Source organism: Bacillus sp. FJAT-27245 (genome assembly GCF_001273955.1).
Taxonomy (GTDB): domain Bacteria; phylum Bacillota; class Bacilli; order Bacillales; family Cytobacillaceae; genus Bacillus_D.
Window position 1 is genome coordinate 735251 of sequence record NZ_LIGI01000001.1, and the last position, 25281, is coordinate 760531.

Annotated in this window: 26 protein-coding genes, 13 tRNA genes and 2 riboswitches; of the genes, 32 read left to right on the forward strand and 7 right to left on the reverse strand. The window is 46.0% G+C overall.

The features are described 5' to 3' along the window. From ADU24_RS03495 to ADU24_RS03560, 14 genes are all read left to right on the forward strand, one after another. Nucleotides 1-76 (forward strand) — tRNA-Val (locus tag ADU24_RS03495). Nucleotides 77-96: 20 nt separating this feature from the next. Next, a tRNA-Met gene (locus tag ADU24_RS03500) sits at nt 97-170 on the forward strand. Between the two features lie 3 nt (nt 171-173). Beyond that, nucleotides 174-250: transfer RNA gene (locus tag ADU24_RS03505), tRNA-Asp, on the forward strand. A 5-nt stretch (nt 251-255) separates the two neighbouring features. After that, a tRNA-Phe gene (locus tag ADU24_RS03510) sits at nt 256-328 on the forward strand. Nucleotides 329-338: 10 nt separating this feature from the next. Beyond that, nucleotides 339-414: transfer RNA gene (locus tag ADU24_RS03515), tRNA-Thr, on the forward strand. A 7-nt stretch (nt 415-421) separates the two neighbouring features. Then, nucleotides 422-506 (forward strand) — tRNA-Tyr (locus ADU24_RS03520). A gap of 7 nt (nt 507-513) precedes the next feature. After that, nucleotides 514-587, forward strand: a tRNA-Trp gene (locus tag ADU24_RS03525). A 15-nt stretch (nt 588-602) separates the two neighbouring features. Continuing rightward, nucleotides 603-678: transfer RNA gene (locus tag ADU24_RS03530), tRNA-His, on the forward strand. Between the two features lie 21 nt (nt 679-699). After that, nucleotides 700-774 (forward strand) — tRNA-Gln (locus ADU24_RS03535). A gap of 4 nt (nt 775-778) precedes the next feature. Then, a tRNA-Gly gene (locus ADU24_RS03540) sits at nt 779-853 on the forward strand. An 8-nt stretch (nt 854-861) separates the two neighbouring features. Beyond that, nucleotides 862-936 (forward strand) — tRNA-Cys (locus ADU24_RS03545). Between the two features lie 28 nt (nt 937-964). Further along, a tRNA-Leu gene (locus ADU24_RS03550) sits at nt 965-1046 on the forward strand. Between the two features lie 510 nt (nt 1047-1556). After that, nucleotides 1557-2138, forward strand: coding sequence for a DUF6241 domain-containing protein (locus ADU24_RS03555; protein WP_053365331.1), 582 nt, complete (start codon nt 1557-1559; stop codon nt 2136-2138). Between the two features lie 435 nt (nt 2139-2573). Then, nucleotides 2574-5699 (forward strand): S8 family serine peptidase, encoded by a 3126-nt coding sequence (locus ADU24_RS03560; protein WP_082307020.1) that lies wholly within the window; start codon nt 2574-2576, stop codon nt 5697-5699. Nucleotides 5700-5770: 71 nt separating this feature from the next. On the opposite strand, the gene ADU24_RS03565 is transcribed toward ADU24_RS03560, so the two are convergent. Next, nucleotides 5771-6163: a nuclear transport factor 2 family protein gene (locus ADU24_RS03565; protein WP_053365333.1), complete on the reverse strand. Its 393-nt coding sequence runs from the start codon at nt 6161-6163 to the stop codon at nt 5771-5773. A 297-nt stretch (nt 6164-6460) separates the two neighbouring features. Here ADU24_RS03565 and ADU24_RS03570 point away from each other — a divergent pair, with 297 nt between their 5' ends. The 3 genes from ADU24_RS03570 to ADU24_RS03580 all read left to right on the forward strand — a co-directional run bounded on the left by ADU24_RS03570 (nt 6461) and on the right by ADU24_RS03580 (nt 8072). Beyond that, nucleotides 6461-7111, forward strand: a complete 651-nt coding sequence (locus ADU24_RS03570) for a YdeI/OmpD-associated family protein (RefSeq protein WP_053365334.1) — start codon at nt 6461-6463, stop codon at nt 7109-7111. Between the two features lie 258 nt (nt 7112-7369). Continuing rightward, nucleotides 7370-7714, forward strand: coding sequence for a hypothetical protein (locus ADU24_RS03575; RefSeq protein WP_053365335.1), 345 nt, complete (start codon nt 7370-7372; stop codon nt 7712-7714). A gap of 284 nt (nt 7715-7998) precedes the next feature. Beyond that, nucleotides 7999-8072: transfer RNA gene (locus ADU24_RS03580), tRNA-Gly, on the forward strand. Between the two features lie 53 nt (nt 8073-8125). Here the strand turns inward: ADU24_RS03580 and ADU24_RS03585 are convergent. Both ADU24_RS03585 and ADU24_RS03590 read right to left on the reverse strand, forming a co-directional pair. Then, a complete protein-coding gene (locus tag ADU24_RS03585) occupies nt 8126-8545 on the reverse strand; it encodes a hypothetical protein (protein ID WP_053365336.1) in 420 nt (139 codons plus the stop codon). 19 nt (nt 8546-8564) lie between these two features. Next, entirely contained in the window at nt 8565-9239 is a 675-nt protein-coding gene (locus tag ADU24_RS03590; protein WP_053365337.1) for a B3/B4 domain-containing protein, read from the reverse strand. 107 nt (nt 9240-9346) lie between these two features. Here ADU24_RS03590 and queG point away from each other — a divergent pair, with 107 nt between their 5' ends. From queG to yhbH, 7 genes are all read left to right on the forward strand, one after another. Continuing rightward, nucleotides 9347-10480 (forward strand): tRNA epoxyqueuosine(34) reductase QueG, encoded by a 1134-nt coding sequence (gene queG / locus ADU24_RS03595; protein ID WP_053365338.1) that lies wholly within the window; start codon nt 9347-9349, stop codon nt 10478-10480. Between the two features lie 91 nt (nt 10481-10571). After that, complete coding sequence (locus tag ADU24_RS03600; RefSeq protein ID WP_053365339.1) at nt 10572-11459, forward strand: amidase domain-containing protein; 888 nt, start codon at nt 10572-10574, stop codon at nt 11457-11459. 99 nt (nt 11460-11558) lie between these two features. Next, nucleotides 11559-12032: a tRNA (uridine(34)/cytosine(34)/5-carboxymethylaminomethyluridine(34)-2'-O)-methyltransferase TrmL gene (gene trmL, locus ADU24_RS03605; RefSeq protein WP_053365340.1), complete on the forward strand. Its 474-nt coding sequence runs from the start codon at nt 11559-11561 to the stop codon at nt 12030-12032. 130 nt (nt 12033-12162) lie between these two features. Continuing rightward, nucleotides 12163-12912, forward strand: a complete 750-nt coding sequence (gene nfsA / locus ADU24_RS03610; protein WP_053365341.1) for an oxygen-insensitive NADPH nitroreductase — start codon at nt 12163-12165, stop codon at nt 12910-12912. A gap of 348 nt (nt 12913-13260) precedes the next feature. Beyond that, on the forward strand, nt 13261-15156 hold the full coding sequence (locus ADU24_RS03615) for a PrkA family serine protein kinase (RefSeq protein ID WP_053365342.1): 1896 nt from the start codon (nt 13261-13263) through the stop codon (nt 15154-15156). 90 nt (nt 15157-15246) lie between these two features. Further along, nucleotides 15247-15444, forward strand: a complete 198-nt coding sequence (locus tag ADU24_RS03620) for a hypothetical protein (protein WP_053365343.1) — start codon at nt 15247-15249, stop codon at nt 15442-15444. 212 nt (nt 15445-15656) lie between these two features. Then, complete coding sequence (gene yhbH, locus ADU24_RS03625) at nt 15657-16826, forward strand: sporulation protein YhbH (protein ID WP_053365344.1); 1170 nt, start codon at nt 15657-15659, stop codon at nt 16824-16826. Nucleotides 16827-16995: 169 nt separating this feature from the next. On the opposite strand, the gene ADU24_RS03630 is transcribed toward yhbH, so the two are convergent. Both ADU24_RS03630 and ADU24_RS03635 read right to left on the reverse strand, forming a co-directional pair. Further along, nucleotides 16996-17565: a hypothetical protein gene (locus ADU24_RS03630; RefSeq protein WP_053365345.1), complete on the reverse strand. Its 570-nt coding sequence runs from the start codon at nt 17563-17565 to the stop codon at nt 16996-16998. A 13-nt stretch (nt 17566-17578) separates the two neighbouring features. Beyond that, nucleotides 17579-18145: a hypothetical protein gene (locus ADU24_RS03635; protein WP_053365346.1), complete on the reverse strand. Its 567-nt coding sequence runs from the start codon at nt 18143-18145 to the stop codon at nt 17579-17581. Nucleotides 18146-18264: 119 nt separating this feature from the next. Between ADU24_RS03635 and ADU24_RS03640 the strand changes: the two genes are divergently transcribed. The 7 genes from ADU24_RS03640 (at nt 18265) to fbpA (ending at nt 22207) form a co-directional block, all read left to right on the forward strand. Next, nucleotides 18265-19044, forward strand: a complete 780-nt coding sequence (locus tag ADU24_RS03640) for an NRDE family protein (RefSeq protein ID WP_053365347.1) — start codon at nt 18265-18267, stop codon at nt 19042-19044. Beyond that, on the forward strand, nt 19044-19421 hold the full coding sequence (locus ADU24_RS03645) for a PH domain-containing protein (RefSeq protein WP_053365348.1): 378 nt from the start codon (nt 19044-19046) through the stop codon (nt 19419-19421). The genes ADU24_RS03640 and ADU24_RS03645 overlap by 1 nt, the downstream gene beginning before the upstream one ends. A 19-nt stretch (nt 19422-19440) precedes the next feature. Next, nucleotides 19441-19647, forward strand: coding sequence for a DUF3951 domain-containing protein (locus tag ADU24_RS03650; protein WP_053365349.1), 207 nt, complete (start codon nt 19441-19443; stop codon nt 19645-19647). Beyond that, on the forward strand, nt 19647-20273 hold the full coding sequence (locus ADU24_RS03655; protein WP_053365350.1) for a class I SAM-dependent methyltransferase: 627 nt from the start codon (nt 19647-19649) through the stop codon (nt 20271-20273). Before ADU24_RS03650 ends, ADU24_RS03655 begins: the two co-directional genes overlap by 1 nt. A 264-nt stretch (nt 20274-20537) precedes the next feature. Next, nucleotides 20538-21266, forward strand: a complete 729-nt coding sequence (locus ADU24_RS03660) for a hypothetical protein (RefSeq protein ID WP_156324507.1) — start codon at nt 20538-20540, stop codon at nt 21264-21266. Between the two features lie 30 nt (nt 21267-21296). Beyond that, entirely contained in the window at nt 21297-21596 is a 300-nt protein-coding gene (locus tag ADU24_RS03665; RefSeq protein ID WP_053365352.1) for a hypothetical protein, read from the forward strand. 89 nt (nt 21597-21685) lie between these two features. Further along, a riboswitch (SAM riboswitch) is annotated at nt 21686-21788 on the forward strand. Nucleotides 21789-21855: 67 nt separating this feature from the next. After that, a riboswitch (SAM riboswitch) is annotated at nt 21856-21955 on the forward strand. Nucleotides 21956-22039: 84 nt separating this feature from the next. Beyond that, nucleotides 22040-22207, forward strand: a complete 168-nt coding sequence (gene fbpA, locus ADU24_RS22470; protein WP_082306800.1) for a Fur-regulated basic protein FbpA — start codon at nt 22040-22042, stop codon at nt 22205-22207. 22 nt (nt 22208-22229) lie between these two features. Here the strand turns inward: fbpA and ADU24_RS03670 are convergent, their stop codons facing one another. Further along, complete coding sequence (locus tag ADU24_RS03670) at nt 22230-22508, reverse strand: hypothetical protein (RefSeq protein WP_053365353.1); 279 nt, start codon at nt 22506-22508, stop codon at nt 22230-22232. Nucleotides 22509-22522: 14 nt separating this feature from the next. Next, on the reverse strand, nt 22523-23803 hold the full coding sequence (locus tag ADU24_RS03675; protein WP_053365354.1) for an ArsB/NhaD family transporter: 1281 nt from the start codon (nt 23801-23803) through the stop codon (nt 22523-22525). A gap of 216 nt (nt 23804-24019) precedes the next feature. On the opposite strand from ADU24_RS03675, the gene ADU24_RS03680 reads away from it, so the two are divergent. Then, nucleotides 24020-25171 carry a S1C family serine protease gene (locus ADU24_RS03680; RefSeq protein ID WP_053365355.1) on the forward strand — a complete coding sequence of 384 codons (1152 nt, stop codon included), beginning with the start codon at nt 24020-24022 and terminating at the stop codon, nt 25169-25171. Nucleotides 25172-25281: the final 110 nt, after the last annotated feature.

Below are 25281 nucleotides of genomic sequence, written 5' to 3' on the forward strand. Positions count from 1 at the left end.
GGAGGATTAGCTCAGCTGGGAGAGCATCTGCCTTACAAGCAGAGGGTCGGCGGTTCGATCCCGTCATCCTCCACCATAAGTTTTTGTTTTTATCGTCGCGGGGTGGAGCAGTCCGGTAGCTCGTCGGGCTCATAACCCGAAGGTCGCAGGTTCAAATCCTGCCCCCGCAATATGGTCTGGTAGTTCAGTTGGTTAGAATGCCTGCCTGTCACGCAGGAGGTCGCGGGTTCGAGTCCCGTCCAGACCGCCATTTATGGCTCAGTAGCTCAGTCGGTAGAGCAAAGGACTGAAAATCCTTGTGTCGGCGGTTCGATTCCGTCCTGAGCCATATTTATCATGCCGGTTTAGCTCAATTGGTAGAGCAACTGACTTGTAATCAGTAGGTTGGGGGTTCAAGTCCTCTAGCCGGCACCATTTTCACGGTGGGGTAGCGAAGTGGCTAAACGCGGCGGACTGTAAATCCGCTCCCTCAGGGTTCGGCGGTTCGAATCCGTCCCCCACCACCATTTATACAGGGGTATAGTTTAAAGGTAGAACGAAGGTCTCCAAAACCTTTGGTGTGGGTTCGATTCCTACTACCCCTGCCAATTTTTCTAATAATGGCGGTCGTGGCGAAGTGGTTAACGCACCAGATTGTGGCTCTGGCACTCGGGGGTTCGATTCCCCTCGATCGCCCCATTTATGTTAAAATAATTATATTGGGCTATAGCCAAGCGGTAAGGCAACGGACTTTGACTCCGTCATTCGTTGGTTCGAATCCAGCTAGCCCAGCCATTTCGCGGAAGTAGTTCAGTGGTAGAACACCACCTTGCCAAGGTGGGGGTCGCGGGTTCGAATCCCGTCTTCCGCTCCATATATATCGGCGGCATAGCCAAGTGGTAAGGCAAAGGTCTGCAAAACCTTTATTCACCGGTTCAAATCCGGTTGCCGCCTCCATAATACAAAGTCCAATTCATTTTATTATGCCGGTGTGGCGGAATTGGCAGACGCGCACGACTCAAAATCGTGTTCCGTGAGGAGTGCCGGTTCGACCCCGGCCACCGGTATCAAAAATGCTTAATTCCAAGACTCTAACTTAATGTTAGGGTCTTTTCTCTTTTTTCCGGAGTCACTCCAAAAATAATCATTGTGTGGTAGGACCTTCTAAAGTAAATGGTTAAACGTATGGAGAAGAAAAAAATAAAATAACCGGACAAAAAGTATTTGAAAAAACCATTAACGGATAGATCCAAACGCTACCTCTATTGTCCCCATGCTCTCGCTCCCTTTTAGGAGGCTCATTGCTAGTATTTGTCGAAAATTAAAGATGAAAAGTAGTTGCCAGCAAAATGGGTGTGTCGGATAATGCTATAGTATAGTAAATATATGGGAGTGATTTCCTTGGAGCGGAATTACCGAGGCTTAGAAAGAAATTTATTTGTTTATAGCAGCAACTATAAAGATTGTTTGTAATGCCAAATTGAAATGCAGTTGAATTAAGTCAAAAGGCAATCTCTTTGATATTCGAAAAGAATAAGCGGGAAAATTATATACCCATTAGGAGGAGCAGCGCGGAAATGAAAAAGTGGATGGGGATTGCTGGGATAGTGGCTGTTGCCGCTATAGGAGTAGGAAGTTATTTCGCATATGACAATTCTGAAAAGCACGAAGCCAGGAGAACTAATCCAACTATAGAAAGTAAAGTGGGGGCAACTGGAATAACCACAACAGTCAATGAACCTGTAGATGAATTTGCACCGGCGTTCCTGTTTAAAGAAGTGCTGACAAAACAGCAGATTGAGAAAAAATATCCACTCGATATGGCAGAAAAATCAATGCAGAAAACTTTGCATGAAATGACCCATCAGAAAATTAAAGCTGATCAAAAGTGGGGCTTAACCCCAATAACTCCAGAACGAATTAAGCGATTGTTACAGGTAGTGGAAGCGAATAAAAGTGCATATGAGAAGGAGGATGCCTACCTAGACATGCTGAATAATTGGATTGTCGGAAATTTTGATGGGATTGATTTGCAACACGATACTATATGGGCATTTCAAGAAGGAACTGTTGGTCAGGCATTCGGGGTATTTACACCGGCGGAAGAAGAAGCGTTCATAAAGGAGAATTATGAGGTTTTAGCGAAAGGCGCCGATTAATCGGTGTTTTTTATATACCTTTTAGGAAGGGGCCTAATTTTAGTAAAATGGAAGAATCCTCCCTCAATGTGCCTAAATAATGATAAGCTTTCCATTACGTAATTTTGAAAATGCGACTTCTATTTGTTCCCTGATTAAACTCTTAATAAATTTTCGAAGAATTCCCCTGTTTTTCGTCAGTTTTTTTACCCCTAATTTACAATTTTAACCCAATAACATTATAGGTTTGACTAAATTCGTTATATTTCGATTACTAAATTCAATATATGAAGCTGATATTGGCGATTTGATTCTAAAGACCTACGACTTTTTTCGCTAGTACCAAAAATAGGATTCTAGTATAGTAACAATATACTGAAAATTTAATGTTTTCAGTTGGAAACTACAGAAGGAGGATATCTATTGTATTTTTCAAAAAAGACTAGGGGGAAGGACATGCGGAAAAGAATTACTGCGATATTATTTATTTTCTTATTAGCATTTGGCAACAGTGGGTTTGCCTCTATAGGCAATATCACACCGGAACAATTAGATTTACATAAACCGACACTATCAAAAACAAATCTCACAGCAACTGACCAACAAAGCGTTGATCCGGACAAAGAGGTTCGCGTTATTGTTGAATTGGATGGCAGCCCACCTGTTGAAACGGCAACAAAGAAAGGTGTAAAGTACGATAAGCTGGCCAAAGCCGAGCGTAAGCAGCTGGAAAAAGCTGCAAAAGACAAACAAAAGGCTGCAAAGGATAGCATCAACGGAAAAAAACTTGGCATTAAATACGAACAGGAATTCAATGCCGTCGTTAACGGCTTTAGCGCGAAAGTAAAATACGGTGATATTGAAAAAATCAAGGAAGTGCCAGAGGTAAAAGGAGTATACCTCGCAAACGAGTATAAACTTCCAACTGAAAAGCCGGATATGAAGTACAGCAAAGAACTGGTTGAGGCACAGAAAGCATGGCGTGACTTTGGATACAACGGGGAAGGAATGGTTGTCGGGATCATCGACTCTGGAACCGATCCATCTCATAAAGACTTCCTTTTGACTGATTCTTCAAAAGCTAAATTATCACAAGGCACAGTACAGAACGAAATTGCCGAGTCAAGCCTTCCAGGCAAGTATTTTAATGACAAGGTCCCTTATGGCTGGAACTACATGGACAATAACGATAACATTCTTGATGGCAATGCCGTTACGGGAATGCACGGAATGCACGTGGCTGGGACCGTAGCCGCCAATGGTGACGAAGAAAATGGCGGCATTAAAGGCGTTGCTCCAGAAGCTCAATTGTTGGCTTTACGTGTATTTGGCGAAGAGCAGGCATCTACATGGGGCGATATTTATATTAAAGCGATTGACGATGCAATTAAGCTTGGCGCGGACGTATTGAATATGAGCCTCGGTTCGACTGCTGGGTTCGTAGATGCGAAATCACCTGAACAACAGGCGATTACACGCGCTGTGGACAATGGAGTGGTAATGTCCATTTCTGCTGGTAACTCAACTTACTTTGCGAATGGCTATTTCCATCCATACGCTTCAAATCCTGATTATGGGGTAGTTGGTTCACCGAGCGTATCCAAGGATTCCATTTCCGTCGCATCATACGAAAACACTCACATGGATGTAGATGCGGCTAATGTTTCAATTGACGGCGGCAATGCTGAAAGTGTAATGTTCCTATCAGCCGGCCAGACCGCACCGACAGCTGGAACAAGCTTTGAATTGGTTTATGGAGGATTAGGACAACTTGATGATCTTAAAGACAAAGATTTAAAAGGAAAGTTTGCATTAATCCAGCGCGGAGTAATCGGCTTTGTTGACAAGGCAAAAAATGCACAAGCCGCTGGAGCTGCAGGAGTAATTATTTACAACAATGCGGATGGAACCGTTAATATGGCGACCGAAGCAGCGATTACAATTCCACAATTGTTCATGTTAAAGAAAGATGGAGATCGCTTTGCAGCAGCACTTCAAGCTGGGAAAACAGTTACTGTAAACTTCGCTGGTGGTAAGATGACCGTACCAAACAGTAATGCAGGCAAGATGAGCGACTTCACTTCATGGGGCATCACGCCTAGCCTTGATTTCAAACCGGAAATCACCGCCCCAGGCGGACAAATCTACTCTACTGCGGACCATAACGAATACCAGATTATGAGCGGTACATCAATGGCTGCGCCACACGTATCCGGTGGTTCTGCATTGGTTCTTGAAAGAGTGGATAATGAATTCGGACTTCAAGGCGCGAATCGATCCAAGCTTGCGAAGAAATTCTTATTAAATACCGCTAAACCAGTAAATTTCAGTGGTGCACCTGTATCTCCACGCCGCCAGGGGGCTGGCCTCATGCAGCTTCATGCGGCATTGTCAACGCCGGTAACGGTAACTGACTCTAAAACAGGTGAAGCAAAGGTTGCCCTGAAAGAAGTAAAGAACAATGCTGTAACATTCACCTTAACCGCGGAAAATCACTCTGACAACGTAGTAGCATATGATGTCAGTGCAAGTGCTCAAACAGATAGGCCTGTTAATGGAGGCGGGATATTTGTATCAGTACCGAACCAATTTGGTGCACTGGATTTAGGAGCAGTTGCGACAGTCAATGGAAAGGCAGTCAACTCAATTGAAGTTCCTGCCAAAGGCAAAACAACATTTGAAGTTTCTGTAGATATCAGTGGCTGGGATGCAACGTTAAAATCCTATTTTACGAATGGCTACTGGCTGGAAGGCTTTGTTAAACTAACAGACCCAACTGATACAAACCCTGATTTGGTCGTCCCATATGTCGGCTTTAAAGGCGACTGGAATGCGGCACCAATCCTTGATACTCCTGCTTGGGACCCAATGTCCTACTATGGATACACAGGCGTTGTGACGCGTGCCGAAAACGGCTATGATTACCTGGGTACAGACCAGGCAACAGGCGATCTCAACCCTAATTTGATTGCCATTTCGCCAAATGGTGACGGTAAAAACGATAGTGCAACTATGATTCTTTCACTGCTACGCAATGCAAAACAATTCAATATAAATGTATTGAATGCTGACGGCAAGGTAGTAAAAGAAATTGCATCCGATGAATATGTACGTAAAAATTACTATGACGGCGGCCGAGGAGCAATGTACTACCTATTCTCCGACTGGACATGGGATGGTACAATGCATAACGGCAAGGTGGCTCCGGAAGGACAATATTACCTGCAGGTGAAAGCAACACTGGATTATGAAGGCGCCACCCCGCAAACAGTTTCATTACCAGTGAAGCTTGACGTTACAACGCCAAAGCTAAAAACCACACTTGGGAAAGACGGAAAAACAGTTACAGTCGATGTTTCCGACAAAACAAGTGGAGTGGCCTACTGGTATGCAAAAGTTGACGGTGAAATTGCTACGGCAAAACCATTCGTAAACGGGGAAACATCCTTCGTACTTCAGCAGCCATTGAAAAATGGCCAAATTGTTGAAGTCATCGCCGTGGACAATGCAGGCAACGCATCGTCCCATACAGTAAAAGTTGGCAGCACCGGCAACAACGGAAATGCAGGGGGTAAAAAATAATTTTTAAAGGAGGCAAGCAACCATTCAGGCTGCTTGCCTTTTGAAATTTTTAAAAAGAGTTTCCTATCCGCCTAGAACATCCCGTTTTCATTCGGAGAATCCTCGGGAATGGCTTGGCCAACATCCCACAGCTCTGCGATATGGTTGTCTTCAAAACGAAAAATATGGACAACAGCTGCTCCAAGATGATTTGGGTTTTGCCTAACATGGGAGTAAACAATGACCTTATCTCCGTCCTGGACGGCTAGTTTGACTTCCAGGGATTTTTGAGGGCTTTGGGCAGCATTTTCCTCCATGGCTTTCATGAGCGAATCAGCATCCCCACGGAAATAGGGGTTATGGTGGCGAAAGTCTGAGGCTATGTAATTTTGATAGGCTTCACGTACTTTTCCAGACGCGACAAGCTGAAGGAAAGAGACAGCTATATCTTTAAGTGAGAGGTTGAAGGATTGTTCCATACTCATTTAAACTTCCTTTCTTCATTGTATTGAATTATTACAAGCTTAAGGTAAGTACTTTTCCAAAGTCAATCAAGGTAATAGTTAGGAGCATTCGTTTTGATGTAAAAAAAATCCCCAAGGACCAAAAAAGTACTGGCCATACCTTGTTGTTCCTTGATTCATCGCTAGCCGGGATGCTAGGATTAATGGAAAGATGTAGATGATTGTCTATCCAGGCTAAATGGCAGTAGAAAAATATAGATAAGGGTTTGCAAGTAAGATTATTTAGCCTGTTAGTAAATAGAACTAAGGAGCTCTATCATGACCATTATTAACAAATTGAGACTGGACAAGTATACGAATATGGCCGTTCTTCATCAGCCTGCTGATTATGATGTATTTGAGGGCTATAAAATAGAAGTAACAGGCGATCATGATGCCATTTTCATATTTGTAGAAACGATTGAGGAAATGGTTAAACATACCCAAAGCATTATTAAAGAACAGCAATTACTTGAAAAAGGCTATTTGTTTTTCGCGTATCCGAAAAAAGGGAATAAAAAGTATGAAACCTACGTTCACCGGGATGAAATTTTCCCGGCATTGAAAGTAGATGAAGAGGGGTATGTGGACGACAGCGATCTAAAGTTTTCGCGAATGGTAAGCATGGATGATGTTTTTACTGTTGTAGGACTGAAGCGTGAAAAAAAGAAAGTTCAAAAGTCTTCAGCGGCAAGCCAATGTGTAGGCGATTATGAGGACAATGTAAAAGATATAGAAGGGTTATTGGCTGACTCTCCTAATGAATTAGCGTTCTTTAAGGGTTTAACCCCTGGCTATCAAAGGGATTGGGCTCGTTTCATTTTTTCCGCCAAGCAACAGAAAACGCGTGAAAAACGGCAGGAGCAAATGGTTGAAATCATATCACAAGGGTATAAATCAGTCGATTTATTTCGGCAGAAAAAGAAATAAATCCACAAAAGTGCAGCCTAACATAAATTCTATTCGTTCTATTCTTAAGAGGCCATTTAATCATGCAAAATGGAACTGGTTCAAATAATTAGTACTGCCTGCAGCCCATTGGAAAGGGTGAAATCCAATGGGTTTTTTGTTTTATTATGTCTTGTAAAAACACCAAACCCTTTATTGTTTTTCACAGTGTAAAACTTTATAATTCTAAAGGAAGAACAAAATGTTCTTTAAATTAGAAGAATGTGAGGGATTTTTTACATGGCTAAAAAACGAAAAAGTTTAGTCCGTATCCTGGTCCTGTCTTCTGTCTTTACCTTTTCAACAGCTGCCGTTGCTTCTGCCCATTTTTGCTATGTTGAAAACAAGCCTAATGGTGCTGGAGCTGTAACTTTCGATGATATTAAAGAGGCCGGAAAAACTGGAAAGTTGGTTGCGCCAGGCGCTTTCCTTGATGTACCCGAGGAAGGTTTTAAAGATGTTTTTATCCGCGGAGGAGAGAAGGATGGCGATTTTATAGTTGGTGGAGGATCAATGCATAATTCTCCTGCCACAGTAAAGGGGAGCCCGAAGAATGGAGTTCAGAAATATCATTTTGAAGAATAAAGGCACCGTAAAAATACTTATTACTTAAAAATAGAAACCCATCAGAAGGCCTTTTCACATCTGATGGGTTTTTTTGTAAACTTTTTCGCTTGCTTACGATAGCTTCTCCGAACGAAATTCTTCTGTAATCTGTATGAAGATTCCAAGCTTAAATCTAATTTTGTAACAGTATAAACAGAATCTGCAATCCACATAAAATTTTCATGAAATAGTATTGACACTTCTGTGAACAAGGAGTAATATAAGTAATGTCATTTCGACAAAATCCGCTAAGATTCTACTTCGCGGGTGTAGTTTAATGGTAAAACTCCAGCCTTCCAAGCTGATGTCGTGGGTTCGATTCCCATCACCCGCTCCAACTTTGTTTACTAACGCAGTGTTTCGCATTAGACGAGGCATTGCGTTTTTTAATTATTCCTGTATGGGGAAACTTGCTAAATGTTCATAAGGAATTCCCGCTTCAATATAGCTTCTGGCAAGCCTCCAATTGCCGTCGCCAAATTTCCTGAACGTCTGGAAAAATAAATGCCCGGAATCAAGAGCCACGCCTCCAAGCAGCATTGAAGCGGAAAGGACAACCAAGTGTTCATTGTCCCTTAGCGGGAAAACAGAATGCTCGGTAATGACCCATTGGGCTTGATTTTTCAAAGCAAAATCAAACCCCTGACGCCATCCTTCGATTGATTCATCATATCCGAAATCAACAATTTCCCCGCCCGTGATTTCCCTCGCCTGATAATCCAGTGAGAGCATGTTTTCAAACTTGGGTATGGAAGATGCCCGCCATGCATCTAAATAGGCATCCAAAAATGTGCGGAATGAATGTTCCATACTCTACTCCTTAAACGATTTAGTTTTTACTTCCTATAACCTTAAAGGAACCATCACCGCCGTGAACTTGGATGAACATGTCCATTAATGATTTCGTCAGTTCTCCTGCCTCTTCGCTGGCCATTGAAGGACGGTGGTAAACGATTTGCAGAGCGTTCAGGGTTTCCGTTGTGACGGGTGCCCTGTCGGAATCGACAAACGGGCTTCCGAATGGCCCTTTTGCGTCAGAGGAGACAATCAAGTTTTCAAGGGAGTTCGGCCTACCGTTCAGTCCATGGTACTCTTCGCCAGCCCCGCCAATCCTGACTTCAATGTTGCCGCTAAGCTTATCGGCATCATATATGCCAATCGGCACCTGATACTGGAGCGAAAAGAAATTATTCAAATCAATCGCACTTTGCACGGAAGTAAGATAATTTTGCTTTTGGACCCTGCGGTAGAGCGCTTCGGCCGAGTGCCTGTAACGGTTCGGGTCCTTGCCGGTTTTTTTGAAAATAGCCCGCCATTCCTCTATCCCTTCAAGATCGGTTACATTCTTATCCTCCAAATCGAAGAAAAGGGATTCCTGGAAAAGCTGTAGCCTTCCTTTTACCATTTGCGGCGAGTCCCCGACCGTGATGTCCTTATATTGGATAACCCCGAGCTTAAAACCGGGAATGAGTTCGGAAAGCTCTGTTGAAATGCTGATTTCCAAGTAATACACCTCCAAATTTGCCTAAAAATAGTTTATCATAGAATGATGTACCCATTGAATTTAACGAACTTACTATAAAATAAACCAGACAGGAAGGAGGTTTGAACATGGACTACCGCCAGTTGAAGGAAGACCTAATTACCTATAGCAAAGAGATCGGGATTGATAAAATCGGCTTTACGACAGCCGATCCATTTGATGAGCTGAAGAACAGGCTGATTCGCCAGCAGGAGCTTGGCTATCAGTCAGGCTTTGAAGAGCCTGATATCGAAAAGAGGACAAATCCAGCTTTACTGCTTGAAAAGCCCCGATCGATTATAGCTATCGCGCTAGCCTACCCTTCGAAAATGTCCGTCAGGGTTGAAAGTAAAAGGGGTGCGCGGCGAGGTATTTTCTGCCGGGCGTCTTGGGGCCTTGATTACCACTATATTCTCCGTGACAAATTGGCAAAGCTTGAATCGTTCCTTTCCGAAAGGGTACCTGGAGTGCAGCTGAAGTCAATGGTCGATACGGGTGAGCTAGCAGATCGCGCTGTTGCGGAACGGGCGGGTATCGGCTGGAGTGGKAAAAACTGTTCAATTATTACTCCCGAATTTGGTTCCTATGTGTATCTTGGCGAGATGATTACAAGCATTCCATTCGAGCCGGACAAACCGATAGAGGATAAATGTGGTTCCTGTACGAAATGCCTGGATGCCTGTCCGACCGGCGCGCTTGTCCAGGGTGGCCAGCTTAACGCCCAGCGCTGCATTGCCTTTTTAACACAGACGAAAGGGTTTATCCCTGAGGAATTCCGTGACAAAATCGGGAATCGGGTGTATGGCTGTGATTCTTGCCAGACCGCTTGCCCGGAAAATAAAGGCCGGGACTACCACTTCCATCCGGAAATGGAGCCCGATCCGGAGACGGCCAAGCCGCTGTTGAGGCCAATCCTTACAATCAGCAACCGGGAATTCAAGGAGCGGTTCGGAAAGGTTGCTGGTTCATGGCGAGGCAAAAAGCCGATTCAGCGGAACGCGATTATTGCGCTTGCCCACTTCAAAGATGAAACCGCTGTGGAGGATTTGAAAGAGGTTATGGCAAAGGATCCGCGTCCTGTCATGAGGGGGACTGCGGCTTGGGCGCTTGGGAAAATCGGCAGTATGGAAGCTTCGCTTATTTTGGAAAAAGCAAAGGCATTTGAAAAGGATCCTGAAGTGCTTAATGAAATTGAAAAAGGAATCAATATGATAGAGAAATAAGGTTGGCCATGGCGCCGTCCTTTTTTATATGGTGCGGGCAGGCTAAACTCCCCCCTCGCTTCATAAGTATGGTAGGAAGGGGGGCGAGGTTATGCGGGATGCGCTTCAAGCATTGCTTGAAAAAAGGATTAAGGAGTTTGTCGCGGAAAAGGCGGAACGGCTAATGGACGAAAAGGATGAACGGAAAATCCAGGCATGCGCCGACCGGAACGCGGCGATAGTAAAAACATACGCACGGGGAAAAATACTTAGGCAGCAGTTCAGCGGGGAAAGGCAAGCCGTTTTGTATGAAGTCCAGTTCCAGCACCTGATCAAGCAAAAGGAACACTTGTACCTCGAGGAGGAAGTCGAGGTCAGGGAGGCAAACTTTCAACGGGGAGTCCTTGAGGATGATTGCGAGGTAGTCCCAGAGCGAATTGAAGCGGCTTTTTCTGGTGATGTTTCGGTTCTTGAAATAGATAGCGGGGAGCGTTCATCCTACGCTTATGATCGAAGGAAGGCCGTCCAATACGCGGAGCGCTGGTGGAACTCGTACAATCCCGCTTTTAAAAAGTTCGACGTTGATTGCACCAATTATATTTCGCAATGCCTTTACGCGGGCGGGGCGCCAATGCGGGGCTATCCGAACCGCGGCCAGGGATGGTGGATGCGCAGTAACAATTATAGCTATAGCTGGGCTGTGGCAAATTCACTGCGGTGGTATTTGGCAGGCTCAAAAGCAGGCCTGAGAGCAAGGGAAGTCGGAAGTCCCGATGAACTCATACCGGGTGATGTGATTTGCTATGATTTCCAGGGGGATGGCCGCTTCGACCACAATACGATTGTAGTCGCAAAAGACGCCTATGGAATGCCGCTTGTGAACGCCCATACGTACAACAGCCGGATGCGGTATTGGGAGTACACGGATTCTTCCGCCTATACTCCAAAAATAAAGTATAAATTTTATACGATTGTCGATGACAGCCGCGAATGGTTGTAAGGAAAAGGCTGAGTGGTATAATAACGGAGTGGAATGTATGTCTGGGGAACCGGCCGCCGCATGATGGCGTCCGTTACATAAAGTATGGGGTGAAACATTTTGGCAGTGCATATTGTATTATATCAGCCGCTTATTCCGGCGAATACCGGGAATATTTCAAGGACTTGCGCCGGAACGGGTGCCTGGCTCCATTTAATCCGGCCGCTAGGCTTTTCGACGGATGATAAGCAGCTTAAACGGGCTGGGCTCGACTATTGGGAGCATGTAAAGCTTGTCTATCACGACTCACTTGATGATTTCTACCGTGCAGCCGATGGCGGGGAATTCTACTATATAACGAAGTTCGGTGAGAAGCCGTTTTCTTCCTTTGATTTCAGTGATTTGGAAAAGGATTATTATTTTATTTTTGGAAAAGAAACAACAGGCCTTCCAGAGGAAGTAATTGAAGCCAATCGGGAGAGATGCCTGCGTATTCCAATGAACGGGCATATTCGCTCGCTCAATCTGTCCAATACGGCGGCAATTCTCGTTTACGAGGCATTAAGGCAGCAAAACTATCCCGGATTGATGTAGGGCCTGCCTGGCAGGCCCCTTTCTGCCCGGCTTTCAAGGAACGCTCCGGTACACTCCGGGGTTAGCGGGCATTGCAGTTATTTTTAACAATCCCATCTTTACCACTATTCGCAGCAGGGGAGTGTTTGCCATGAATGAAATGATTTCAACGATTCTTGGCCATAGGTCAATCAGAAAATTCGAGGACAAGCCATTAACAGATGAACAAATCAGAACGATTGTCGAATGTGCGCAGGCGGCCTCGACGTCCAGCTTCATCCAGGCGTATTCGATTATCGGGGTAAAGGACCCGGAGAAGAAGCGCAGGCTTTCGGAGGTTGCGGGAAACCAGGCGTATGTTGAGCAGAACGGGCACTTTTTTGTCTTTTGCGCGGATTTGTACAGGCATAGCCTTATCGGCGAAAAGGAAGGCAGGAAAGTGCTTGATTCGATAGAGAGCACTGAAAAATTCATGGTCGCTGTCATTGACGCGGCCCTGGCGGCGCAAAACGCAGCTGTTGCCGCAGAATCGTTGGGCCTGGGAATTTGCTATATTGGCGGACTACGCAACAATTTGGATGAAGTGCAAAAAATCTTAGCGACGCCGGAACGCGTTATCCCGCTATTTGGCTTGGCTGTCGGCTATCCTGCCCAGGATCCGGGGAAAAAGCCGCGTCTCCCATTCGGGCATGTGTACCATGAAGACCGCTATGAGCAGGATCTTGATATTTATATGGAGGAGCTAGAAAAATACGACAGGGAGATTGCCGCCTATTATGAGGAACGTACTTCCGGGAAGCGAAGCGATACGTGGAGCGGCCAAATCGCCGGCATGCTTGAAAAGAAGAGCAGAATGTATATGAAGGAATTCGTCAACAAAAACAAAATGGATTTAAAATAATGTAAAAAAGCTGCCGTGCAGGCAGCTTTTTGTTTGCGATTATTTACTGTTCGAACCCGGCTTATCGTTGTATCCGGACGCGAAGATGGCTGCGAGAAATGCAGCGCTGACACCCAATATTAAAAGCAGTCGCATGTTATGTAAGCCCCCTTTGTCCTGGAAAATCAAAACGAATTGACATGCACATCCATTATAGCCTAACTCGGCCGTTCTGGAAACGAATAACCTTGTTTTTTCTAATGCGCCGTCCAGATTTTTCCTCGAAGCCCATTTGCATGTTCAAATCGGTGCCCGCATAGAGTATAGTAATCGTCTCTGATTTTAGCGACAGGGGGAGGACTTTACTTTATGGATATTTTAAGAAAAATCGAGATGTACAGAGAAGAGGAAGAAAAACTGCGTTGGGAAGGCACATTTGCCGAGTACCTGCAGCTTTTAAAAGAAAAGCCATGGGTAGCCCAATCCGCCCATTCCCGTGTTTATAATATGATTAAAGATGCCGGGATAACGAAGGAAAAGGGCAAAAAGACATATGAATTTTTCAATCAGCAGCTCTTTGGCCTTGAAGAGGCGCTTGATAGGCTGGTAGAGGAATACTTCCMCCCCGCCGCGAAACGGCTTGATGTCCGCAAGCGGATATTACTGTTAATGGGGCCGGTCAGCGGCGGCAAATCGACGCTTGTGACCATGCTGAAGCGGGGGCTTGAAGCCTATTCCCATACCGACAACGGCGCTGTTTTTGCCATAAAGGGCTGCCCGATGCACGAAGATCCGCTTCATCTTATCCCTCATTATTTACGGAAGGATTTTTACGAGGAATATGGAATCCGGATTGAAGGGAATCTATCACCTCTTAACATGATGAGGCTCGAACAGGAATACGGCGGCCGAATTGAGGACGTCCAGGTTGAGCGGATTTTCTTTTCCGAAGACAGGAGGATCGGGATTGGCACCTTCAGCCCGTCCGATCCGAAATCGCAGGATATTGCCGACTTGACCGGCAGCATTGATTTCTCAACGATTGCCGAGTACGGCTCGGAATCCGATCCGCGCGCCTACCGGTTTGATGGCGAACTGAACAAGGCGAACCGGGGGATGATGGAATTCCAGGAAATGCTGAAGTGTGATGAAAAATTCCTCTGGCACCTGCTTTCATTGACCCAGGAAGGAAACTTTAAGGCGGGCCGTTTTGCGCTCATCTCGGCTGACGAGCTAATCGTCGCGCATACGAACGAAACGGAATACCGTTCGTTCATCTCTAACAAGAAAAATGAGGCGCTCCATTCAAGGATTATTGTCATGCCGATTCCTTACAACCTTAAAGTTTCCCAGGAAGAGCGCATTTACGAAAAAATGATCAGGGAAAGCGATGTTTCCGATGTGCATATTGCGCCACACACGTTGAGGGTTGCCGCGATGTTCACGATTCTGACAAGGCTGAAGGAACCGAAAAAGGGCGACATCGATCTTGTGAAAAAAATGAGGCTCTATGACGGTGAAAATGTTGAAGGCTACAATAAGGCCGATGTAGACGAATTGAAGAAGGAATATCAGGATGAAGGCATGAGCGGCATTGATCCGCGGTATGTCATTAACCGGATATCGTCGACGATTATTCGGAAAGAAGTGGCGTCAATCAATGCTCTCGATGTGCTGAGGTCACTAAAGGACGGGTTGGATCAGCACCCTTCCATTACCGCCGAACTGCGCGAGAAGTACATGAATTACATTTCGCTTGCGCGGAAAGAGTATGACACCATCGCTAAAAAAGAAGTCCAGAAGGCGTTTGTCTACTCATATGAGGAGTCGGCAAAAACGCTGATGGACAATTATCTTGATAATGTAGAAGCTTATTGCAATAAGGCAAAATTGCGCGATCCGCTGACAGGTGAAGAAATCTCGCCTGATGAAAAGCTGATGAGATCGATTGAAGAACAGATCGGCATTTCGGAAAATGCGAAAAAGGCGTTCCGTGAAGAAGTCCTAATCCGGATTTCGGCGTATGCAAGGAAAGGGAAACGGTTTGATTACAATTCGCATGACCGTCTTCGGGAAGCAATTCAGAAGAAGCTGTTTGCCGACCTGAAGGACGTCGTCAAAATCACAACCTCCTCAAAAACGCCTGACGAGCAGCAGCTGAAGAAAATAAATGATGTTGTGGCGCGCCTCATTGATGAGCATGGCTATAATTCTACCTCGGCAAACGAACTGCTCAGGTATGTCGGAAGCCTCCTGAACCGTTAGATATCATAATTACAAAGAGCCGGATACTTTTTCCGGCTCTTAGTTTATGAAAAATAGATTCGGGGAAAAAGAACGGTAGAGGTGAAACCGATGGAAAAAAAGGATAAAAAAGTAGGGCTGGATAAAGACTACCAGCCGGATAATGGGTCAATGGCGTCCGACATGGAAGAGATTAAAAATCTCGGGAAACAGATGGAGAACCGCAGAACAGGCAAGGAACTTAAGGAAGACTATGGAAAAAAGCCAGATCCGATCCAACATGTGAAGAAAGACGATTTCCTCCGCTAAAATGGCGGGGGAATTTTATTTTTCCGAGCCTGGAATAATCAAACTGTCAATAGATTCCTCCAAAATCTTCCGGGGACAATTTTCGAAATAATTTGTAAATTATCCACAAGTATGGCATAGGATAGAGTAACCAATATTACTGAAGTGTTTTGGAGCCAATGGTTAGAAGTTTGCAGGCTTTGCGGAACAAACTGAATAAGGAGGGGTTTGGAATGATCGATGAGAACAATCACCATTTTGTGATCTCAAAGGAAGATTGGTCCCTCCACCGAAAAGGCCAAGATGACCAGCAACGGCATCAGGAAAAAGTCCAGGAGGCGATTCGCAATAATCTTCCAGACTTGATTACCGAGGAAAGCATTATTATGTCAAATGGCCGCGATGTTGTAAAAATACCGATTCGTTCATTGGATGAATACAAAATTCGCTATAACTATGATAAAAATAAGCATGTCGGCCAGGGAAATGGAAAGTCCAAGGTAGGCGATGTCGTTGCCCGTGACGGTTCGGGCGACAAGAAAGGGCCCGGAAAAGGCCAAGGTGCAGGCGACCAGGCGGGKGAAGACTATTTTGAGGCGGAAGTATCAATGATGGAGCTCGAGGAAGCCCTGTTCAAGCAGCTCGAATTGCCCAACCTGAAAAGGAAGGAACAGGAAGAGCATGTTGTTGAGCATATCGAATTCAATGATATTAGAAAGACAGGGCTGATGGGGAATATTGATAAAAAAAGGACGATGATGTCGGCGTTTAAACGAAATGCGATGCAGGGCAAGCCGGCGTTCCATCCAATTTACAACGAAGACCTGAAATTCAAGACTTGGAATGAAATCATCAAGCCTGATTCAAAGGCCGTTGTTCTCGCGATGATGGACACGAGCGGATCGATGGGGTTATGGGAAAAGTATATGGCGAGGAGCTTCTTCTTCTGGATGACCCGCTTTCTCAGGACGAAATACGAGACGGTTGAGATCGAATTCATTGCACACCATACGGAGGCTAAGGTTGTATCAGAGGAAGATTTCTTTTCAAAAGGAGAAAGCGGCGGGACGATTTGTTCTTCCGCATACCGCAAGGCACTCGAACTTATCCAGAAAAAATATGATCCTATAAAATTCAACATCTACCCATTTCATTTCTCGGATGGGGATAACCTTACTTCAGACAATGCCCGCTGTGTGAAACTTGTCGAGGAATTGATGAATGTCTCGAATATGTTCGGCTACGGCGAGGTCAACCAGTATAACCGCCACTCGACATTGATGACTGCCTATAAAAACATTAAAAATGAGAAGTTCAGGCATTATATCCTTAAACAAAAAGCGGATGTCTTTAATGCGATGAAAAGCTTCTTTTCAAATGAGGAAGAAAAGAAATATGCGTAATATAGAAAAGCGGAAGCGCACGTTTAGCGCCGTATGGCCTGGAGGGCCCCGATGTTGACTTATCGTAGCGAGGGGAGCGAAGTACACTAGGCGCTGGGCGCTAGAGTTAGACAAATTTTATACATTCATATGTTTTCAAAAAGCCAGCAAACGCTGGCTTTTTCCACGGTTAACCTTTCCTGATTTTAGTACGTACACCGGACCAAATGCCGACAGCGAGGCCGCCGAGGGTGTCTGCAATCAGGTCTGTCATCGTATCCTTGTTGCCGCCTCCCTGAAGATCCATCCCAAATAGCTCGTCGGAACTGAATTCGTAGATTTCCCAGACGACTCCTCCGAATACGGCAAAGGTAAAGACGAATAGGAAGACGAACCAGGGCGAAATCAGGCTTCCTGCATCCCGATGAATCATCCGTTCATAAAGCGCGACACCGGCAAAGCCGAGAATTGCCCCGCTAATCGCATGAAGGAAAGTGTCCCACCAGCCAAGGCCGTACCATCCCTTAATCGAGCCAAGGTATTGGGAGCCGAAGAGGAAGACAAGGTAGGACAGGACGAGCGGGAGATTGAATTTCCATTTGATAAAAAAGCCAAGGATAAGCGGAACCGCGCCACAGCCAATTCCCGCGGCCGCCACGGAAAACCTGAATGAATCGTTCGCGGCATGGTAGCGGAAAGCGAGCCAGGCCATGAACACCATATAAATAAGACTGAAAATAATTACAAGCTTGCGGCCCATTCAACCGCCTCCTCTATAAATGTACCTTCCTCGCTGCGGCATAAATTCCCGCCAGAAGGCCGCCGCCCGTTCCGGCAAGCAAGTCGAACATCGTGTCCTTGTTGCCGCCGAGCTGCATTGTATGGGTAAAAAACTGGTCCCCTGTAAATTCATATATTTCCCAAAGTACACTTGATGAAACCGCCAGCGAAAATGTAAATAAAAAAACGATTGGCCTTGACACGGCATGCCTGGCGCTGTCGGGGACCCATAGTTTATAGAGGGCAATTCCAATAAAGCCGACGAGGATGCCTTTATAAAAATGGATTGTCGAATCCCACCACCTATGTTTTAAGTAAAACGAGGCAATTGAACCGAGATAGGTTGTGCAGAAAATGGCTATATAGTAGCCAACAATTAAGGGAAGATTGAACGGGTTTCTTTTGGCGAAGAGAAGGAGCAGCGGCGGGGCGCTTACGCCTATCCCTCCTAAGGCTACCTGCCATCTGGAGTTGTCCCCTTTTTTAAAATAGTAAATAAACAAAATGGCCATGAATACGATAAAAAGGGTGCTTAGCCCGATAATCCATCTTCGCTTCATCTGTTTTCACCTCATAAGGGTCAGTATGGCTTAGTATTGCCTATTCGAGCTAAAACATGATACATTCGTTTCCAAAATGGGATACTATTGGTGTAAGAGACTGGAGGGGGGCGAATGGGGTGTGCCTCATTTTGTTTGCGTATAAAGCCCATCCGCGGTACAGGCTGATTGTGGCGGCGAACCGGGATGAGAGCTATGCGAGGCCCACGGCATCGGCGGATTTTTGGGAGGATGAGCCGAAAATCCTTGCGGGGCGGGACCTTGAAAAGATGGGGACGTGGATGGGAGTTAGCACGGATGGGCGGTTTGCCGCGCTGACGAATTACCGTGACCCTGGCCAAATGAATGCCGCTGGAAAGCTGTCGCGGGGAGAGCTTGTGGCCGGTTTTTTAAAAGGCGGGATGGCATCAGGTGACTATATGTCTGGCCTTGCGGCAACGGGAGATTTGTATCCCGGCTATAATTTGCTTGCGGACGACGGGAAAAGCCTTCATTACTTTTCAAATATGGAGGGGGTGGCGCGGGAAGTGGGGCCGGGTATACATGGGGTCAGCAACCACCTGCTCAATACGCCGTGGCCAAAGGTCATCCGGGGTAAAAAAGGGCTTGGAGAGCTGCTTAAGCTGGATGCCGATGGATTGGAGCAGGCATTGTTTGGACTTTTGCGACACGCTGACCCGGCCCCGGATGTGGACTTGCCGGACACGGGTATCGGGCTTGAATGGGAGCGGATTCTTTCACCGCTTTTTATTAGGAGTGAAGGATATGGGACGAGGTGTTCCACAGTCCTGCTGCTGGGAGATGAAGAATTATCGTACACCGAGAGGGTTTATGACGGGGAAGAATATACCGAAAATAGGTTTAAACTGCCTTTAAGTTTACAAAGGAGGGATTCGTGATGGGATTTTTGGACGGATTAATGGGCAATGCTTCTGAGGTGAGCCTTCCGGAGGTGCAAAAGGAGTATGCGAAGGTTCTGGCTCCGGGAGAGTCGATCGAGAAAGCGTACCGGCTTGTGAGGGATATGTTTATTTTCACAAACAGGAGGCTCATTCTTGTCGATAAGCAAGGAATTACCGGGAAGAAGACGGAGTACCACTCGATACCTTACCGGAGTATCACTCATTTCAGCATTGAAACGGCCGGCAGTTTTGACTTGGATGCGGAGTTGAAAATCTGGGTTTCCGGAAGCCCGATGCCGTTGCAGAAGCAATTTAACAAAAGCTTGAACATCTATGAGCTCCAAAGCGTGCTAGCGGCGTATGTGCTGAAATAAATTTTAGGGGGAATGGAAGATGGCCTTTTTACCGGTAGCCTTTTCTATTGGAATTGTTGTCATTGTTGTGATTGCGTTCTATAAGGCTTTTTTCAAAAGGAAAAACATCAAGCCGGCTTATACCCCATTTGATGAAATTACCGGGCAATCGCCGACCGCTTTTCCAGAAAATAGTGTGGAAATCGTTTTGGATGAACGCTCGGGGGACGGTAAGGGGATTGGTTAATGGGTAAATGGTTTGCAGCCCTGTACGATGCGGGGATGAAAGGTTTGGAGAAGGGAACGTTTAAAGAGATTAGGAAAGGCTTGCTGGAGAAAGCAGAGGGAAGGGTGCTCGAAATCGGCTCCGGCTCAGGGATCAACTTCCCCCTTTATGCGAAAGCGGACAGGGTTGATGCTATTGAGCCGGATTTCCATATGATTGATAGGGCTGACCGCCGGATTAGCGAGGCGAAAGTTCCTATTGTTGTCCATCAGCAATCGGCGGAGCGGCTTGAATTTCCGGATCATACATTCGACGCGGCCGTGGCGACGCTTGTGTTCTGCACAATCCCGGATCCCCAACAGGCGCTTAAGGAAATCAAAAGGGTTTTAAAACCGGGTGCGCCGATTCTGTTTTTCGAGCATGTGAAAATGCCGCAGAGGCCGCTAGCAAAAATGCAGTCCCTCCTTAACCCGGTTTGGCGAAGGATATGCGGCGGCTGCAACCTTAACCGGGACACGGTTTCGGAATTAAGGAGGGCCAATATACATATCAAAAGCACGAAGACATACTATAAAGGCCTTTTTCTTACGATTGAGTGCAGGAACACCGAGGAAATGTGTGAAACGGCCGGTATTCGGGAATGGTAGAGGGAGACTTTTTTGCCGCTAAAGGAATTAATAAAATCGAACATTGGTGCAACTCGAAATAAGTTATTGTAATCCAGCTTCAGCGCCTAGCCCCTCGAGGTCTTAAGCCGGTTCCCTCCGGAGAGCAGGCCCGTCCTGCGGGCCCCGTCTTAAGCTTGTCGGGGCTGACCACTAAGGAAAGCTCCTTAGAATAATCATCGCAGGGACAAGCGGTTTTTGCTTGTCGCGAAGGCGCTTGCGCATTTTGTCAGGGAGTGTTTTGGGATGTTTGTCTACTATATTCATATAGCGGTTCCAATTGTGAAGCCGGGAAATACATACTTGGCTGGTTGGGAGAAATTGGACCAAGAGCCATTCATGTTTGATCAGGCGGGCAGGTTCCGCGTTTACCGTCGGCCGGGCGAAACCGTTTTGCAGCTTGCCGAAGATGACTGCGGCAATTGGTATTTTATGACGTTTTTCACCTCGAAAAGTTTGTCTGGCTTGAAATGGGCGAGACAGTCAGCCAGGCCCGCATATGTGGAGGAAGGGGCAATCCTGCCGCTTGTGGACCTGCTTGAAGAGGAAGGGCTGCTGCCAAAGAATGAAGGGTTTGATAAGGCGTACGCCCATACGAGTGTGCTGGTGAAAAATCTGAGTGGATTTCCGGCAGAAGAACAGGCCCGGCTTGCAAATGCGGATGGCGAGGACGATCCTACTGTAGTTGGGAACATCCATTTTGTGAAAAATGTTTTTGAAGGGAAAGAAACGCGCTACATCGCCGGGGCGGAAACGCGTTCATTTGCGACTGCCACCGAAAATGAGCCGTATTTCACGGACATCCATCTTAAAACGAATGCATTCCTGTACCTGCTGTATTTCGTATACTTTCAGCAAAACAATCAGCTGCCATCAAATCAAATGGTTCCAAGGCTACTTGGCAATCTATGGGCCTCAAAGCAGTCGTTGCATTCAGGCTGGAATCCGACTTTGTTTGAGACTGAACAGCTGTAAAAGTAAATTTCCTTAAAGGAGCTACCGATTATGAAAGTGAAAATCAATCGCAATGCCGCGAAAGTACTGAAGGAGATGCTAAAAACTGCCGAAGAAGGCCAAATGTTCCGGGTAATCATCACACATATGCACGGAGATCATGCCCACTATGACCTGGTGCTTGATACTCCCAAAGAGCATGATGAGGTCGTTCACACAGACAAGGATATCGACATCATCCTCGATTCGCGCGAGGACTATTTGGACGGGGTCTGGATTCAGTATTTCTACGTCCCACGCGAGGAGTTTGTCATTACGAATCCATCGAAAGGAGCCCATCACCATCACTAATTAGTGGCGAAGCACATCTTTCGCCCTAAATCTGGTAATGGGAATTGACTTTCCTGCAGGAATGCGCTAAGGTAGATGAAATTGCATATTTCTTATCAAGAGAGGTGGAGGGAACGGCCCTATGATACCTCGGCAACAGGCCTTTCGGGGTACTGTGCCAATTCCTGCGGGCAATAGCCTGAAAGATAAGAAGAGACGGACCCGACCCTCTTTTTATCGAGAAGGGTTTTTTTAGTAGCCGAGAAAAAACTGAATACCGTTCTTATCAAGAGAGGTGGAGGGAATGGCCCTTTGAAGCCTCGGCAACAGGCCTATCGGTACTGTGCCAATTCCAGCAGGGATTCCCTGAGAGATAAGGAGAGATACGCACCCAAACAAGCAAGCCTCTTCCTTATCGGGAGAGGTTTTTTCATAAACTTTAATGGAAAGGAGAAGGAAGGAAAGTGGCAAGATTATCAGAGTTGGTCGAGAAGAGGAAAGAAAAGCTGATCGAAGCACTGCTATCTAGAAATGTGTACAAAACATCCGATGAAAAGCATTTATACGACGCCCCTCTAAAAACACTTGAAAACGAATACATGCTAGTTTTAAAAAAAGAAGCCGGGCGCTAACGTGATAGCGCCCGGCCTTTTTCTACTCCCATTTCAGCGTCGAAATGATTTGGTTTTTAAAAAGCTGGAGGAGAAATTCATTGTAGTATTCCTGCTTCAGGGAGACCTTTACCTCTTTATCAAGGCTCGTATAAAAATATGCATCTGTCAGGTCGTCATTTCCGTAAAAATAGTCGCGGACGGCATTAAATTGTTTCTCAAGGGAGTGGTCCGCGAATTTCAACGTGAATTCGATATCGGTGCCATCGGTTTTTTCCGCAATTTCCAACCGGTGTTTGTCGTACAAGTAAACCAATTTCATCACAGCTTCCCCCTTTATAGTAAATACCTTACATAAACATAGACCGTACAAATGGCTATTGTCAGCAACATAAGCGGGAATGAGATAAGAAGGAATTTCACAAAGGAAATTGGATGTTTTTCCTTAGCTGCCATTCCAGCGACAATGACGTTGGCGCTCGCGCCGATCAAGGTTCCGTTTCCGCCAAGGCATGCACCGAGCGCAAGGCTCCACCACAGCGGTTCTAGGTTGGTAATTCCCATCGATCCCATGTCTTTAATCATCGGAATCATCGTAGCGACAAATGGGATATTGTCAATGAATGCGGATGCGATGGCGCTTACCCAAAGAATGAGCAGCGATGTCGCGGTAATATCCCCACCGGTGAGCTCCATTGATTTTTCGGCGAGCAGTGAAATAACGCCTGTTTCCATCAAGCCCCCGACGAGGACGAAAAGGCCGATAAAGAAAAAGATTGTCAGCCATTCGACTTTTTTCATTGATTCCTCAAGATAATGTTCCCCTGTCAAAAGAAGAAGCAGGAATGCGCCGGCTAAAGCGATCGTCGCATTTTCGACTTGGATGAATTGGTGGATAAAAAAGCCGAAAATTGTTACCGCGAGAGCAAACAGCGATTTCTTAAGCAGGACCGTATCGGTGATTTCAGCTTTTTCGTCAAGGTTCATAATCCCTGCTTTAAGCTCTTCTGTCGTATGAAGCGATTTTCTGTAAAGGAAGCCAAGGATCACGATATTAACGATTAGGGCGATAATCGCAATCGGAGCCAGGTTTACGATGAATGCTGAAAAGGTAAGCTCCTTGACCGCGCTGCCAATCATAATGTTCGGGGGATCGCCAATCAGGGTTGCCGTTCCTCCGATATTCGAGGCAATAATTTGCGTTATCAAATAAGGCATCGGGTTTACTTTTAGCTGCCGCGTAATGCTGAACGTGACGGGAACGATTAGCAGTACGGTCGTAACATTATCCAAAAAGGCCGAGGCCACCGCGGTAATAAGCCCGAGGACAATTAGAAGCTTTAACGGGTCACCCTTCACTTTCTTCGCCGACCAGATAGCCAAATAGCGGAATAATCCAGTTTCAGCCGTGATAGCGACGATTAGCATCATTCCTGTCAACAGCCCGAGAGTGTTAAAGTCAATGTGTTGAAGCGCTGTTTCCTGATTCAGAATGCCAAGGAGGACCATGGCGATGCCCCCTGCCATCGCGATGATTGTCCTGTGGATTTTCTCGGTTACGATAAATGCGTAGGCAACCAGGAAAATTCCAATGGCAAGCAATGCTTGATTTGTCAAAATCCCCATCTCCCAATGTCAAAAGTGTAATGATAGCTGTTTAAATTTTTTAATAATGCTTTTCTAAAATTATATTTAAATAAAATAAAAAACACAATAGCCGGAATACAAGTCTGGAAGAAACTATCAGTTTGCCCTCTGTGTTAGACAGGGAAATAGAGTTGAAGGCTTTGCCGCGATTTGCGGAGGCTTACCAACTGAGAGGGGAGCGGTACTATGGACATCAATGGCCGGCCATCTTGGAAAAGATGGTTAGTTCCCGTGCTTGCGGGAATGGCTGCCGGAATCCTGCTTAGCCTGCTGCTTGTAAAAACTTTACCCGCGGGGCAAATGGATACAGCTTCTCCTGTCCGGATATCATCAACGGCGCATGCTGATGATGATAACCGTGAAACGGAAGTGACAGCGGCGGTCAAAAAGGCGAAAGACGCGGTAGTCAGTGTGACGAATTTCCAGGGAGGAAGTATGTTGGATGGAACCTCCCCGGCAAAAGCCGGATCGGGTTCAGGTGTAATTTATAAAAAAGAAGGTTCAAAGGCTTTTATTGTGACGAATCACCATGTTGTTGATAAAGCAACCCAGCTGGAGGTTACCCTCACAAATAGCAAAAAACTGAAGGCGAAATTGCTTGGCTCCGACCCGATGACAGATTTGGCGGTCATGACTGTCGATGGGGACGAGGTTAAGGATGTTATTGAAATTGGCAATTCAAAAGATTTGCAGCCAGGGGCTTCCGCCATCGCAATTGGAAACCCACTTGGCTTTTTGGAAGGAACGGTAACAAAAGGGGTCATCAGTGCTGCCGCACGGACGATGCCTGTGGACGTTGACCAAAATGGGACGGTTGATTGGCAGACAGAAGTCATTCAAACGGATGCCGCCATTAATCCGGGAAACAGTGGCGGGGCTCTGATTGACATTAACGGCCAGCTGATTGGCATCAACTCGGCGAAAATCGCTATGGAAGAAGTTGAAGGGATTGGATTTGCCATCCCGGTACATGCCGCTTCCCCTGTCATTGAAAGCCTTGAAAGCCATGGAGAGGTACGGCGCCCATTCCTAGGGATTGGCCCGGTATCACTCCAGGATATTCCGTCCCAGTATTGGAAGGATCCTCTTCATCTTCCGCAGCATGTGACAAAAGGCGTCGTGGTCATGGAAGTGAGCCCTGATTCACCAGCTGAAAGGGCAGGGCTTGAAAAATATGATGTTATCACTTCATTGGACGGGAAAAAAATTCATTCGGTACTGGATCTACGCAGCTTCCTCTTTAAGGATGCGAAAGAGGGGGACGTGGTTTCCGCGACCTATTACAGAGGTGGGAAAAAGCAGAAAACGACAATAGAATTGGAGAACGGTGCTCCCTAAGCACGTTAACAGTTGAAGCCGTCCAGGTTCGTTCCTGGACGGCTTTTTCCATGCATACGTATTGCAAAGAACAGCCAGTAATCGACAACTTTATGAATTTTTGGCAAACC

Excerpts from the sequence above, each read along its gene's own strand:
- ADU24_RS03555 (WP_053365331.1), top strand. The coding sequence starts at position 1,557 with ATGAAAAAGTGGATGGGGATTGCTGGGATAGTGGCTGTTGCCGCTATA.
- ADU24_RS03560 (WP_082307020.1), top strand. The coding sequence starts at position 2,574 with ATGCGGAAAAGAATTACTGCGATATTATTTATTTTCTTATTAGCATTT.
- ADU24_RS03565 (WP_053365333.1), bottom strand. The coding sequence starts at position 6,163 with ATGAGTATGGAACAATCCTTCAACCTCTCACTTAAAGATATAGCTGTC.
- ADU24_RS03570 (WP_053365334.1), top strand. The coding sequence starts at position 6,461 with ATGACCATTATTAACAAATTGAGACTGGACAAGTATACGAATATGGCC.
- ADU24_RS03575 (WP_053365335.1), top strand. The coding sequence starts at position 7,370 with ATGGCTAAAAAACGAAAAAGTTTAGTCCGTATCCTGGTCCTGTCTTCT.
- ADU24_RS03585 (WP_053365336.1), bottom strand. The coding sequence starts at position 8,545 with ATGGAACATTCATTCCGCACATTTTTGGATGCCTATTTAGATGCATGG.
- ADU24_RS03600 (WP_053365339.1), top strand. The coding sequence starts at position 10,572 with ATGCGGGATGCGCTTCAAGCATTGCTTGAAAAAAGGATTAAGGAGTTT.
- nfsA (WP_053365341.1), top strand. The coding sequence starts at position 12,163 with ATGAATGAAATGATTTCAACGATTCTTGGCCATAGGTCAATCAGAAAA.
- ADU24_RS03620 (WP_053365343.1), top strand. The coding sequence starts at position 15,247 with ATGGAAAAAAAGGATAAAAAAGTAGGGCTGGATAAAGACTACCAGCCG.
- ADU24_RS03630 (WP_053365345.1), bottom strand. The coding sequence starts at position 17,565 with ATGGGCCGCAAGCTTGTAATTATTTTCAGTCTTATTTATATGGTGTTC.
- ADU24_RS03635 (WP_053365346.1), bottom strand. The coding sequence starts at position 18,145 with ATGAAGCGAAGATGGATTATCGGGCTAAGCACCCTTTTTATCGTATTC.
- ADU24_RS03645 (WP_053365348.1), top strand. The coding sequence starts at position 19,044 with ATGGGATTTTTGGACGGATTAATGGGCAATGCTTCTGAGGTGAGCCTT.
- ADU24_RS03650 (WP_053365349.1), top strand. The coding sequence starts at position 19,441 with ATGGCCTTTTTACCGGTAGCCTTTTCTATTGGAATTGTTGTCATTGTT.
- ADU24_RS03655 (WP_053365350.1), top strand. The coding sequence starts at position 19,647 with ATGGGTAAATGGTTTGCAGCCCTGTACGATGCGGGGATGAAAGGTTTG.
- ADU24_RS03660 (WP_156324507.1), top strand. The coding sequence starts at position 20,538 with ATGTTTGTCTACTATATTCATATAGCGGTTCCAATTGTGAAGCCGGGA.
- ADU24_RS03665 (WP_053365352.1), top strand. The coding sequence starts at position 21,297 with ATGAAAGTGAAAATCAATCGCAATGCCGCGAAAGTACTGAAGGAGATG.
- ADU24_RS03670 (WP_053365353.1), bottom strand. The coding sequence starts at position 22,508 with ATGAAATTGGTTTACTTGTACGACAAACACCGGTTGGAAATTGCGGAA.
- ADU24_RS03680 (WP_053365355.1), top strand. The coding sequence starts at position 24,020 with ATGGACATCAATGGCCGGCCATCTTGGAAAAGATGGTTAGTTCCCGTG.